The sequence below is a fragment of the Nonomuraea recticatena genome (genome assembly GCF_039533245.1).
Classification (GTDB): Bacteria; Actinomycetota; Actinomycetes; order Streptosporangiales; family Streptosporangiaceae; genus Nonomuraea; species Nonomuraea roseola.
Window position 1 is genome coordinate 93249 of sequence record NZ_BAAATE010000002.1, and the last position, 11285, is coordinate 104533.

General features: G+C 70.7%; 15 protein-coding genes. 12 read left to right on the plus strand and 3 right to left on the minus strand.

The window, feature by feature from the left end; genetic code table 11:
• The first annotated feature begins 42 nt into the window (after nucleotides 1–42).
• From ABFX50_RS03680 to ABFX50_RS03725, 10 genes are read left to right on the plus strand one after another with little or no spacing between them, the layout of a single operon-like run.
• On the plus strand, nucleotides 43–780 hold the full coding sequence (locus tag ABFX50_RS03680) for a class I SAM-dependent methyltransferase (protein WP_346143186.1): 738 nt from the start codon (nucleotides 43–45) through the stop codon (nucleotides 778–780).
• Complete coding sequence (locus tag ABFX50_RS03685; RefSeq protein WP_346118399.1) at nucleotides 777–923, plus strand: hypothetical protein; 147 nt, start codon at nucleotides 777–779, stop codon at nucleotides 921–923. Before ABFX50_RS03680 ends, ABFX50_RS03685 begins: the two co-directional genes overlap by 4 nt.
• Nucleotides 924–959: 36 nt before the next feature.
• The gene (locus tag ABFX50_RS03690; RefSeq protein ID WP_183645757.1) at nucleotides 960–1355 is read left to right on the plus strand and encodes a phage holin family protein; all 396 of its coding nucleotides are present in this window, start codon (nucleotides 960–962) and stop codon (nucleotides 1353–1355) included.
• Nucleotides 1352–2104 carry a DUF3618 domain-containing protein gene (locus tag ABFX50_RS03695; RefSeq protein ID WP_346143189.1) on the plus strand — a complete coding sequence of 251 codons (753 nt, stop codon included), beginning with the start codon at nucleotides 1352–1354 and terminating at the stop codon, nucleotides 2102–2104. The genes ABFX50_RS03690 and ABFX50_RS03695 overlap by 4 nt, the downstream gene beginning before the upstream one ends.
• Before the next feature lie 6 nt (nucleotides 2105–2110).
• Nucleotides 2111–3004, plus strand: a complete 894-nt coding sequence (locus ABFX50_RS03700) for a YihY/virulence factor BrkB family protein (RefSeq protein ID WP_346143191.1) — start codon at nucleotides 2111–2113, stop codon at nucleotides 3002–3004.
• On the plus strand, nucleotides 3001–3339 hold the full coding sequence (locus ABFX50_RS03705; RefSeq protein ID WP_346143193.1) for a hypothetical protein: 339 nt from the start codon (nucleotides 3001–3003) through the stop codon (nucleotides 3337–3339). The genes ABFX50_RS03700 and ABFX50_RS03705 overlap by 4 nt, the downstream gene beginning before the upstream one ends.
• A gap of 32 nt (nucleotides 3340–3371) precedes the next feature.
• Nucleotides 3372–4085, plus strand: a complete 714-nt coding sequence (locus ABFX50_RS03710) for a DUF1838 family protein (protein WP_183645754.1) — start codon at nucleotides 3372–3374, stop codon at nucleotides 4083–4085.
• A gap of 17 nt (nucleotides 4086–4102) precedes the next feature.
• Nucleotides 4103–4600 carry a MaoC family dehydratase gene (locus ABFX50_RS03715; protein ID WP_312895456.1) on the plus strand — a complete coding sequence of 166 codons (498 nt, stop codon included), beginning with the start codon at nucleotides 4103–4105 and terminating at the stop codon, nucleotides 4598–4600.
• Nucleotides 4600–5748 carry an acyl-CoA dehydrogenase family protein gene (locus tag ABFX50_RS03720; protein WP_346143196.1) on the plus strand — a complete coding sequence of 383 codons (1149 nt, stop codon included), beginning with the start codon at nucleotides 4600–4602 and terminating at the stop codon, nucleotides 5746–5748. Before ABFX50_RS03715 ends, ABFX50_RS03720 begins: the two co-directional genes overlap by 1 nt.
• The gene (locus tag ABFX50_RS03725; RefSeq protein WP_346143198.1) at nucleotides 5745–6146 is read left to right on the plus strand and encodes an HIT family protein; all 402 of its coding nucleotides are present in this window, start codon (nucleotides 5745–5747) and stop codon (nucleotides 6144–6146) included. The genes ABFX50_RS03720 and ABFX50_RS03725 overlap by 4 nt, the downstream gene beginning before the upstream one ends.
• Here the strand turns inward: ABFX50_RS03725 and ABFX50_RS03730 are convergent.
• Complete coding sequence (locus ABFX50_RS03730; RefSeq protein ID WP_346143200.1) at nucleotides 6130–7062, minus strand: DUF2332 domain-containing protein; 933 nt, start codon at nucleotides 7060–7062, stop codon at nucleotides 6130–6132. The two genes, ABFX50_RS03725 and ABFX50_RS03730, sit on opposite strands and share 17 nt — an antisense overlap.
• A gap of 28 nt (nucleotides 7063–7090) precedes the next feature.
• Here ABFX50_RS03730 and ABFX50_RS03735 point away from each other — a divergent pair, with 28 nt between their 5' ends.
• Nucleotides 7091–8269 (plus strand): sensor histidine kinase, encoded by a 1179-nt coding sequence (locus ABFX50_RS03735; protein ID WP_346118384.1) that lies wholly within the window; start codon nucleotides 7091–7093, stop codon nucleotides 8267–8269.
• On the opposite strand, the gene ABFX50_RS03740 is transcribed toward ABFX50_RS03735, so the two are convergent.
• Both ABFX50_RS03740 and ABFX50_RS03745 read right to left on the minus strand, forming a co-directional pair.
• Nucleotides 8229–9230, minus strand: a complete 1002-nt coding sequence (locus ABFX50_RS03740) for a hypothetical protein (protein WP_346143203.1) — start codon at nucleotides 9228–9230, stop codon at nucleotides 8229–8231. The genes ABFX50_RS03735 and ABFX50_RS03740 overlap by 41 nt on opposite strands.
• Nucleotides 9231–9358: 128 nt before the next feature.
• Nucleotides 9359–10453, minus strand: a complete 1095-nt coding sequence (locus tag ABFX50_RS03745) for a hypothetical protein (protein ID WP_346143205.1) — start codon at nucleotides 10451–10453, stop codon at nucleotides 9359–9361.
• A gap of 89 nt (nucleotides 10454–10542) precedes the next feature.
• Between ABFX50_RS03745 and ABFX50_RS03750 the strand changes: the two genes are divergently transcribed.
• Complete coding sequence (locus tag ABFX50_RS03750; protein WP_346118379.1) at nucleotides 10543–11280, plus strand: LytR/AlgR family response regulator transcription factor; 738 nt, start codon at nucleotides 10543–10545, stop codon at nucleotides 11278–11280.
• The last annotated feature ends 5 nt before the right edge of the window (nucleotides 11281–11285 follow it).

Genomic DNA, 11285 nt, shown 5'->3' on the forward strand with positions numbered 1-11285 from the left:
TCACTTCGGTTCCTCCTTGATTTCCCGGATAGGCTCCCGATCATGGGATTCGAGGGTGCGGAGGGACGCTGGCGCGCCGGTCTCGGGACGCTGCGCAACGTGGTCAGGCAGGAGCTGGTGACCAGGCAGCTGGACCGCCATCTGCCCGCCGCCCCTGCCCGCGTGCTCGACGCGGGATGCGGCCAGGGCACCCAGGCCCTGCGGATGGCCGAACGCGGCCACGACGTCACGGGGGTCGACGCCTCCCGCGAGCTGCTCGACCTCATCGACCCCGCCCTGGTCCGCACGGTCCGTTCCGACCTGTCAGGGCTGTCGTCGCTGTTCGAGCCCGAGTCGTTCGACGTGGTGCTGTGCCACGGCGTCCTGATGTACCTCGACGAGCCCGGCTCGCTCCTCACCGACCTCGCGGCGCTGGTCAGGCCCGGCGGGTTCCTGTCGCTGCTGGTGCGCAACGGCGACGCGCTCGCCATGCGGCCCGGCCTGATGGGCGACTGGCAGGCCGCTCTGCGGGCCTTCGAGGGCGGCCGCTACACCAACCGCCTGGGCCTGCGAGCCAGGGCCGACCGCCGCCTCGACCTGTCCGCGGCCCTGTCGGCCCGCGGCCTCGAGGTCGTCGCCTGGTACGGCGTGCGCGTCTTCACCGATCTCGATCCGGGCACAGAGGAGGCTCCCGCAGACCTCGACGCGCTGATCGCGTGCGAGGAACTCGCCGGCCGTACCGATCCCTATCGGTCGGTGGCCGCGCTGACTCACCTCATCGGTGGTAGACAGGAGATATGAAACGTCCCGGCTCCTGGTGCGAAACGCCGCGTCCTCCCCAGCCGTGGTGCGAGCGCCCCGCCCCTCCCGCCCCCTGGTGCGAGAGCCCCGAGTCCTCCGTGCTCAGCGTCCTGGACAAGCTGCTGAAGGCCGTCAAGCGCTGAGGTTTTCCTTCCGTGGGGTGGGTAGGCGCCATACCCATGAACACCAAGCAGGGCCTGTCCACGGCTGAGCTGGTCAGCGACCTCTCCGCACAGCTGTCGCAGCTCGTGCGTAGCGAGATGCGCCTGGCGCGCCTGGAACTGGCCGAGAAGGGCAAGCGGGCAGGGTTCGGCGCGGGCCTGTTCGGCGGCGCGGGTCTCATGGCCTTCTACGGCGGAGCCGCCCTGGTGGCCGCCGTCATCTTGCTGCTGACTGCCGTGCTGCCGGCCTGGGCCGCCGCCGCGATCGTGGCCGCGGCCCTGTTCGTGCTTGCCGCCGTTCTCGGCCTGATCGGTAAGAAGCAGGTCAAGCAGGCGACGCCACCGACACCCGAAGCGGCGATCGCGAGCGTCAAGACCGACATCGACGTGGTGAAGGAGAGGGCACGACGATGAGCGAGACCGATCCAGGCTTCAGTGAGTCACACGCGGGCGACGTCGGAGCGCGCAGGGCCACCGTCGGCACGCCGACAGATCATGAGTCCATCAACGTTCCGCCGACCCGCGCGGGCGCGGCGGAGAACGCCCATCAGGCCGAGGAGTCCCGCAGGCCGCACGAGGAGTTCGTGGCCGAGGGAACGGTGCCGGACGAGCGCGTCGGCTCGGGAGAGGTCGTCCAGCCGCCGGAGATCCCCGGCTCGGGCAAGACCGCCGCCTGGACGCATGCGGGGGCCTCGGGAAGGCCGGCCGCCTCCAAGGAGGCCGAGCTCCGGGCCGAGACGGCCGCCTCGGCCGAGTTCGAGACGGCCCAGGAGACGAGCCGCTTCGTGGAGAACGGCGGCCGCGGGGTCGCCCGCCCGGCGGCCAGACGGCCACGCGGCACCACAGGATCGACGACCGCCCGTGACACAGAGGTATTCAAGGAGGAGCAGGTGCGCAAGGACATCACCGAGACCCGCAAGGAGCTCGGCGACACGGTCGAGGCCATCGTGAACAAGGCGGATGTGAAGGGCAGGGCGACCGAGGCCGCGGGAGCGGCCAAGGACAAGGTCGTCGCCGTCGCCGACAAGATGCCCGACCAGGTGAAGGACGCCGCCGACAAGGTCGGCGCGGAGGCGAGGCGCAGGCCGGCCCTGATGATCGCGGCGGCAGGGGCGGTCGCCCTGTTCGTGATCCGCAAGATGATGAAGCGGAACCGGAAGTAGGCGCATGTGTGGTGGGGTGCGCTCAAGAGGGCGTTCGCCGAGTTCAGGCACGACGGGGTGCAGGACTGGGCGGCCGCCCTCACCTACTACGGCGTCCTGTCGGTCTTCCCCGCGTTGATCGTGCTGGTGTCCTTATTGGGGCTGGTCGGGCGTGACGACGCGGCGGCCGTCATCGGCAGCATCGCCGTCCTCGCTCCTGCCGAGGTGCGCGACCTGCTGGTCCAGGGGCTGGCGGGGGTGCGCAGCACCGGCGCGGGCGTGCTGGCGATCGTCGGCCTGCTGGTCGCGCTCTGGTCGGCCTCCGGCTACATCGCCGCCTTCGTCCGCGCCGCCAACGCGATCTACGACATCGAGGAGGGGCGCCCGTTCTGGAAGCTGACCCCGCTCAGGCTCGGCCTGACCCTGCTGGTCATGGTGCTGCTGGCCGCGGGGGCCATCGCGGTCACGCTGACGGGCAGGGTGGCGCAGGTGGCGGGCAGCAGGCTCAGCATCAGCGACACGCTCGTCACGCTCTGGGACATCGTCAAGTGGCCCGTCCTCGCGCTCATCGCCGCAGGACTGATCATGGTGCTCTACTGGGCGGCGCCGAACGTGCGGCAGCCGGGCCTGCGCTGGATCACTCCAGGCGGGCTGCTCGCGGTGGTGCTGTGGGTGCTGGTCTCCGGCGGCTTCGCGCTGTACGTGGCCAACTTCGGCTCCTACAACAAGACCTACGGCACCCTCGCCGCCGTCGTGGTCTTCCTCATCTGGCTGTGGCTGTCCAACATGGCCCTGCTGTTCGGCGCCGAGTTCGACGCCGAGCTGATCAGGGGCAAACGCATCGCGGAGGGGCATCCCCCCGACGTGGAGCCGTACGCGGTGCCGAGAGATCCACCCAAGCCGGATACGCTTCCTGAATGATTCGTCGCGCGATGGTGGCGCTGGTCCTCGCGCTGGGCCTGGCCGGATGCGGTGCGGGCACGGCCGTCAGTGATCTCGGCAAGGTCGTCGAGGGGGCTCCCGGCGCCACCACCCCCGTCGAGGTGCGCCAGGGGCAGCGCTTCTCGCTGTCGCTCACCGAGGGACAGTGGGACCTCAAGGCGGTGCCCGACGCCAAGGTGGCCTCCTTCATCAGCGAGGAGCACCTCGACGGCCGCACCTACTTCGTCTTCAACGCCAAGCATCCAGGCTCCACCCGCGTCGAGATCACCGGCCAGGCGCAGGCGAGTTTCTCGATCACCGTCAGGAACTCGTAGGCCCGCGCCGTCGTCATGAGTAGGGTGCGCCCATGAGCGATCTCCGAGACTTCATGCGAGTGCGGGCCAGCGCCGACGGCGCCGAGACGGTGACCTGGTGGACGGGCGACGTCTACGCCTACGGCCTCGACGACGGCCCGCACCACCTGTTCGGGTTCGAGGGCGTCAACGTGGCCAGGGCGGTGGAGAAGGACGGCGGCTGGGAGCTGCTGACCAGGGAGGCGGCGGCCTATCTCGACCCCGCCTCGCGCGACCCCCTCGACACCTGGGACAACCCCTTCACCGGCAGGCTCGTGGACGTCCAGCACGTCTACAACGACCCGGTCAACCAGCGGCTGCGCGGCTTCCAGGTGCCTGCCACGCGCATGGGCGACACGGTGGTGCTCAACACCGACATCCTGCTGGCCTACCCTTCGCCGCTGAAGGTCGCCGACTACCCCGACAACTCCTTCAGCGACACCTACAGGGCGATGGAGCTGTTCCAGTTCTTCGCCCCCGCCGCCGCGCTCGAGGGCGACGCGCCGTCGGTGCCGAACACGCTGTCGTGGTGCAGGGTCTCGCCCTGGCTGCCGTGGATGACGATGGGCCAGCGGCCGGGCGCGCTGGTCTACCACTGCAGGGGAGCCAAGGTCGGCGAGGTGCCCGGCAATCTGGAGACCCTGTTCGGGCCGCTCAACGCGCCCACCGAGTGGAGCGCGCCCAACCAGACGAGCTGGACGACGTTCGTTGACCGAAGAAAGTTCTGATCGTTAGCCTTGTCAGGGTGACGCTTGGCAGGTACTACGAGGACTTCACCGTCGGCGACGTCTACCAGCATCCTCTGGGCAGGACGATCAGCGAGGCCGACAACACCTGGTTCACGTTGCTGACGATGAACACCAACCAGAACCACTTCAACGCGCACTTCGCGGCCAAGGCCCCGGCCGGGAAGATCATCGTGAACTCCGGTCTGTCGGTGGCGATCGTGCTGGGCCTCTCGGTCATCGACGTCAGCCAGACCGCGATGATGAACCTCGGCTGGGAGGAGATCAGGCTCACCCACCCCGTCTTCATCGGCGACACCCTCTACGCCGAGTCGAAGGTGCTCGCCAAGCGTGAGTCCGGGTCGAGGCCGTACGCGGGGATCGTCACCTGCGCCACGCGCGGCCTCAACCAGGAGGGCGACGAGGTGATGTCCTGGCGCAGGACCGTCATGGTCTACAAACGCGACGCCCCGCACGACAAGGGCTACTTTCCCACCGCGAAGAACGGACCCATGTGATGAACTTCGAGCTCGACGAGGACCAGCAGCTGTTCCGCGCCACGCTGAGGGAGTTCGTCGACAAGGAGATCGTGCCCGTCGCCTCCGAGTGGGAGCGCTCGGGACGCTATCCCGCCGAGATCGTCGAGCGGTTCAAGGAGCTCGGGCTCTTCGGCATGACGATCCCCTCCGAGTACGGCGGGCTCGACCTCGACCGCGTCTCCTACGCGCTGGTCTTCGAGGAGATCGCGCGCGGCTGGATGGGCGTGGCGGGGGTGCTCGGCTCCCACTCGCTGTCCGCGTGGATGATCAACCAGTACGGCACGCAGGACCAGAAGGAGCGCTACCTGCCGGACCTGGCCAGGGGCGCCCGCCGTACCGGCATCGCGCTGACCGAGCCTGGCGCGGGCACCGACCTGCAGGGCATCCAGACCCGCGCCGAGCGCGACGGCGAGCACTACGTGGTCAACGGCGCCAAGACGTGGATCACCAACGCCCGCCACGCCGACCCCATGCCGGTGCTGGTGAAGACCTCCGACGAGAGGCCCGCCCACAGGGGGCTGTCGATGCTGCTCGTCGAGGCGGGCACGCCCGGCTACACCGTCAGCCGCGACCTGCCCAAGCTGGGCTACAAGGGCACGGAGACCTGCGAGATCACCCTGCAGGACGTCCGCGTGCACAGCGACCAGCTGCTCGGCGGCGTCGAGGGGCGCGGCATGCAGCAGGCGCTGTCGGCCCTCGAGCTGGGCAGGGTCAACATCGCCGCCAGGGCCGTGGGCGTCTCGCAGTGCGCCTTCGACGCCGCGCTCGCCTACGCGGGCCAGCGCGAGGCGTTCGGCAGGCCCATCGGCGACTTCCAGGCCATCCAGCTCAAGCTCGCCGACATGGCCACCGAGATCCAGGCGGCCAGGCTGATGACGTACTGGGCGGCCTCCAGATCGGCCAGGGCGGAGGCCGCCATGGCCAAGTACTTCGCCTCCGAGGTCGCCCTCAGGGTGACGATGGAGGCCATGCGGGTGCACGGCGGCTACGGCTACTCGCAGGAGTTCGTGCTCGAACGGCTCTACCGCGACGCGCCGCTCATGGCGATCGGCGAGGGCACCAACGACGTGCAACGCCTGGTGATAGCAAGGGACCTGCTCAGCGGAGCGGTTAAGGTCGGCTGGTGAGCTGTCTGTTCTGCGAGATCGTGGCAGGGGAGCGACCCTCCTTCGTGGTCACCTCCGACGAGGTGGCGCTCTCCTTCCTCGACACCAGGCCGGTGTTCAAGGGACACCTGCTCGTCGTGCCGCGCGCGCACGTGGAGACACTGACGGACCTGGCCGAGGTCGGGCCGTTCTTCGAACGCGTCCAGCACCTGGCGGGAGCGGTCGAGAAGGGGCTCGAGGCGGCGGGCACGTTCGTGGCGATGAACAACCGCGTCAGCCAGAGCGTTCCGCACCTGCACGTCCACATCGTGCCGCGCAACAGGAAGGACGGCCTGCGCGGCTTCTTCTGGCCACGCACCAGGTACGCCTCCGACGAGGAGGCCGAGTCGTACGCCGCGGCGATCAGGCGAACCAGCTGAGCGACTGGCCGTGCGGCCCCGCGAAGGCCAGCGGCCTGCCGTCCAAGACCAGCGCCATCACCGCCCTGTCGGCCGGCGGCGGGTACGGCAGGCGCACCCACGGCTGCCTGGCCGGTCCCTCGTTGGCCAGCCAGTGGCACGGCAGCGCCCGCATGGTCGCGGCGAACCGCTCCCTCTCGGCCTCGCCCAGGTACGGCAGCACGGCGGTGTGGAAGACCACGACCGTCGCCTCCTCGGGCGCCTGCGCGACCAGCCCCGCCACGCACTCGTTGAGGTCGCCGCGCACCAGACGGGGCGGATCCTGCGCGACGACCGCGACGGCCCGCTCCAGGTTGGCCAGCCGTTCGGGCTGCCACGGCCACACCAGCGCCCTCAGCCAGGCCACGGCGTCGGGGTCGCGCACGTCGAGCGGGTTCAGGTCCACGCCCACCCGCCACACCACCTCGGGCAGCCTGTCGGGCAGCGGGGCCGGCCCGGTGACCTCACACGTGAACGCCCCCTCCTGCGGGCCCAGCTCGCGTCCCGGATAGCGGTAGCCGTACCTGTCGGGATAGAGACACAGCCCCGCGGAGGCGCCCACCTCGATCAGCGCCAGCGGTCCGTCCAGCAGGCAGAGCGCGGGCAACAGGGCGGCGCAGCGGGCCGCCTCGTTGGTCTGGGTGGAGCGGGCCAGCATGGTGGCGCGGACGGCGTCCCAGCTCTGCCGTACGAACGAGGAGAAAGCGGGATAGGCGGTGACAGGGCCGCCGAGAAAGCGGACGGCGGCGAACAGCAGGTTGGGCTGCTGCTTCGGGGCGGGCAGCGCGGCGATCAGGCTCAGGAGCGCCGGATCGGCCGCGATCCCCTCGGTCAGCTCCCGATAACCCGGCGCCTCCACCCGTCCGAACACCTCGTAACGCCGCGCGAGATCGTTCACGCCCGCAGCATAGGGGTAAGCTCCGCGCGTGGAACCCTTGGTCGTCGTTCTGCTGCTGGTCCTCCTTGTCGGGGGTCCCTCGCTCGTGCTGTGGCGCGTCCTGCGGGGCAGGCGCGAGCTGGGTGCGGGCCCCGCCGAACGGGCGACGTTCGAGACCCTGCACACCGCCTCCCTGGCCGCGCCCCCGCTGCGCGCGGGGCTGAGCGAGGAGGGCGCGCAGCGGGCCTCGCGGCACCTGCGCGAGCTGCTCGGCTCGCCCGCCATCGCGATCACCGACGGCGAGCGGCTGCTGGTCTACGACGGCGCGGGCGAGCACCACGCGGCCGAGGCGTTCGCGCACGCGGCGGGCACGCTCAAGGACGGCCGTACCCAGGTGCTGAACCTCGACTGCGACCTTCTCGAATGCCCGATCAGGCACGCCGTGGTGGTGCCGCTCAGCACCGACGACAGAGTGGTCGGCTCGCTGGCCGCCTACGGCCAGGAGACCTCAGCGGGGCTCGTCAGGGCCGCCCAGGAGGTGGCCAGGTGGGTCGACTCCCAGCTGGAGCTGGCCGAGCTCGACCGCAGCCGTACCCTGCTGATGGAGGCCGAGGTGCGGGCGCTGCGCGCGCAGATCTCCCCGCACTTCATCTACAACTCGCTGACCACCATCGCCAGCTTCGTCCGTACCGACCCCGAGCGCGCCCGCGAGCTGCTGCTGGAGTTCGCCGATTTCACCCGCTACAGCTTCCGCAGGCACGGCGACTTCACCACCCTGGCAGAGGAGCTGCGCTCCATCGACCGCTACCTGATCCTCGAGCGCGCCCGCTTCGGCGACCACCTGCGGGTCACGCTGCGCATCGCGCCCGAGGTGCTGCCCGTCGCGGTGCCGTTCCTGTGCCTGCAGCCCCTGGTGGAGAACGCGGTACGGCACGGCCTCGAATCCAAGAACGGCGTCGGCCGCATCGCGATCGTCGCCGAGGACGCGGGCGCGGAGTGCCACATCAGCGTCGAGGACGACGGCCTCGGCATGGACCCCGAGCGCCTGCGCCGCATCCTGGCAGGAGACGTCTCGGCCGAGAGCGGCGTCGGCCTGGCCAACGTCGACGAGCGGCTGCGCCAGGTCTACGGCGACGAGTACGGCCTGGTCGTCGAGACGGCGGAGGGCGCGGGCACCAAGGTCAACATCAGGGTGCCCAAGTACCACCCCGGCGTGTCGGCCCGCTGATCAGCTCCTCCAGTCGCAGCCCCTTCAGCTCGGGCGAGTCGCGCGAGACCATCCTGGCCGCCAGCCTCTCCACCGGAACGACGCCGAGCGGCCTGGCCGCGTCGATCTCGTCGCGGATGAGCAGCGCCACCCGCCGCTGGTCCTTCGGCACCAGGTCGGAGGAGGTCCACGCCCGTACGATCGCCTCGGTCCTGATCGCGTTCATCGACTCGGTGTTGCCGCGCAAGCCGTCCTCGACCGCCCGCCTGATGAGCTGCTCGAGCTCGGGCGTGATGGGGTCGTCGCGCTCCTCGCGGCACTCCACGCGCAGCACCAGGTAGTCGAGCAGCACCGGCCGGCCGTCGGCCCTGAGCCGTCCCTCGACGATCTCCAGCTTCCCCGGCGGCGCGGGCGCGTCGAGCACCACCAGATGCCCCGCCTGCACCGGCCTGCCGCCGCCGCCTGGCGCCACCATGCTCCAGTGGACGCCCAGCCTCGGCTGGTCTCCCGTCGCCTCCAGCACCACCTCCAGGCCCTCGGACATCTTCTCCGCGATGGTGGCCGCGGTCGCCAGCGGCGGGCCGACCAGTCCCGCGAGCTTGCCCAGCACCTGGACGGCGGCGCCCAGCGGCCCCTGCTGCGTGACCTGGTAGAGGCCGGCCTCGACGGTGACCACCCCGCCGTTGTACGGCACCAGCGGCGAGACCTGCAGGTCGAGGTGGACGCCCGGCGTGGACCACGCGGGGGTGCTGACCGCCTTGAACCCGACGGGCTGGGTGCCCAGGAAGTTGAGGGTGAGCCCGCCGTGCAGGGCGGGGAAGTGGTCGTTGCCCCACGACCTGCGCTGGGCGAGGAACCCCTCGGTCAGCCACAGCCGCACGTAGCCCTCGCGGGGGACGAGCGGCCTGGAGCCAGGGTCGGGGATGAACTCCAGGTGGACGTGGTCGGCCTTGGCGCTGAACCACTGGGACAGACGGCTCATTCATTCTCCGGGTCGATGGGAAGGAACAGGATCAGGTCGCCGACCATGGGGGAGCGGGCCGAGCGGACGCGAGCCCACGGGGGTGCTCACCACGCCCTCGGCGACCCTGACGACGACGCGCGGGAGCGTCACACCAGCCTCCTGGTGAGCTCGCCGGTCAGCTCGCGCAGGGAGGGGGCGGCAGGGGCGGCGCCCATGGTGCCGTCGGGGCCGCACAGGGGCAGCTTCTCCAGCAGCCTGGTGTGCACCCCTTCGGGGTCGGAGGGGAAGGCGGCGACCCCGGCGGCGACCAGTGTCCTGGCGGCGGCGCGGGAGCGCACCTTGGTGATGGCGCTGTCGTTCGCGGCCAGGGCGGAGGTCCACCGGCGCGCGAGGTCGGCGTCGAAGCCCTGCCCGAGCTCGCGCAGCGGACGGCCGTCGACCTGGAGGCCGAGCAGGCCGGAGGAGGCGGGGTCGGCGAGCAGGGCCAGGCGTTCGGCGGGCGGCGGGTAGTAGAGCGTGTCGACGCTCAGCCCGTGCTGGAGCTCCTCCACCATCCAGGCGGCCGCGTCGCCGACCATGAGCACCGAGTAGGCGTCGGCGAACATCTCGTCGGCCCAGTCGCCTGCCACCATCCTGGCGTCGTGGGCCAGGTCGAGGTCGTGCATGACGAGGTGGCCCGTCTCGTGTGCCGCGACCACCAGCCACCACGCCTGTCTGGCCGCCCACGCGGGCAGCGAGATCACCGGGATCGGCAGCTCGCGCACCAGCTCGTCGACGAGGTCCCTCGGCACGTCCTTGCGCGGGGTGGCGAAGGCGTCGAACATCGGGTCGAGGTAGGGCAGCGGCCCGGCGGGCGGTCTTCTGCCCAGCACGTCGAACGGCTGCCACCAGCAACTGCGCACCACCTCGTCGGCCGCGGCGAGCACGGGGCCGCGCAGCGGGTCGAGCCGCTGGTCGTACTTCGGGGCGTACCACTCGAAGAGCCGTTTGACCGTCGACAGGCTCGCGTCCAGATGGAAGCAGCGCGCGTAGGCGGCCTCCGAGGTCGCGCCCGTCACCGCGAGCAGTTGCTGCCTGATGCCGGTGAGCATGCCGTCCAGGATCGCCCCGAGGACCTCGAAGTGGTGGCCGAACCTGCGGAAACGCCCGTCGGCCGCGCGGGCGGCCAGCCAGGCGGAGGTTTCCTCGCGCAGCAGGTCGGCGGCGGTGAGAGAACGATCCACTCGGTTCTGCACACGCACGGGGAAACCATACTCGGCTGTGATCGGGGCGTGACAGGCTTGACGCCTGATGTCTGTTTCATCACTCTCAACGATGGAAGGGGAGAGCCGTGAACAGGCTGCGGGTGCTGGCGGTCGACGACGAGCTTCCGGCGCTCGAAGACCTGTCGTACCTGCTGCGGGCCGATCCCAGGATCGGCGAGGTGGCCACCGCTCGTGACGGGGCCGCCGCGCTGCGGCTGCTCGACAGGGCCATCGCCGAGGGGCGGCCGATCGACGCGGTCTTCCTCGACATCAGGATGCGCGGGCTCGACGGCGTGGTGCTCGGCAGGCTGCTGTCGCAGTTCGCCAACCCGCCCCGCGTCGTCTTCGTGACCGCCTACGAGGAGCACGCGGTCGACGCCTTCGAGATCAAGGCCGAGGACTACCTGCTCAAGCCGGTGCGGCCGGAGAGGCTTGCCGAGGCGATCAGGCGGGTGTGCGTCTCGGCCGACGTTCCCGTCGAGGGCGCGGAGTCCGACACGATCCCCGTCGAGCTGGGCGGCGTGACGAGGTTCGTCTCCACGGCGGACGTGATCTACGTGGAGGCGCAGGGCGACTACGCCCGGCTGCACACCGCCGCGGGCAGCCATCTGGTCCGCATCCCGCTGGCCACGCTGGAGGAGCGCTGGGCCTCCTCCGGCTTCGTGCGCGTGCACCGCAGCCATCTGGTGGCGCTCAGGCACATCGAGGAGCTGCACATCGACTCCGGGCGCTGCTCGGTCAGGGTCGGCGACACCGAGATCCCGGTCAGCCGCCGCCACACCCGCGAGCTGCGCGACCTGCTGCTGCGCAGGGAGAGGCGGTGAAGGCC

Bases quoted from the DNA above. Each gene is read 5' to 3' on its own strand.
- ABFX50_RS03680 (WP_346143186.1), top strand. From the start codon at position 43: ATGGGATTCGAGGGTGCGGAGGGACGCTGGCGCGCCGGTCTCGGGACG.
- ABFX50_RS03685 (WP_346118399.1), top strand. From the start codon at position 777: ATGAAACGTCCCGGCTCCTGGTGCGAAACGCCGCGTCCTCCCCAGCCG.
- ABFX50_RS03690 (WP_183645757.1), top strand. From the start codon at position 960: ATGAACACCAAGCAGGGCCTGTCCACGGCTGAGCTGGTCAGCGACCTC.
- ABFX50_RS03695 (WP_346143189.1), top strand. From the start codon at position 1,352: ATGAGCGAGACCGATCCAGGCTTCAGTGAGTCACACGCGGGCGACGTC.
- ABFX50_RS03705 (WP_346143193.1), top strand. From the start codon at position 3,001: ATGATTCGTCGCGCGATGGTGGCGCTGGTCCTCGCGCTGGGCCTGGCC.
- ABFX50_RS03710 (WP_183645754.1), top strand. From the start codon at position 3,372: ATGAGCGATCTCCGAGACTTCATGCGAGTGCGGGCCAGCGCCGACGGC.
- ABFX50_RS03720 (WP_346143196.1), top strand. From the start codon at position 4,600: ATGAACTTCGAGCTCGACGAGGACCAGCAGCTGTTCCGCGCCACGCTG.
- ABFX50_RS03740 (WP_346143203.1), bottom strand. From the start codon at position 9,230: ATGAGCCGTCTGTCCCAGTGGTTCAGCGCCAAGGCCGACCACGTCCAC.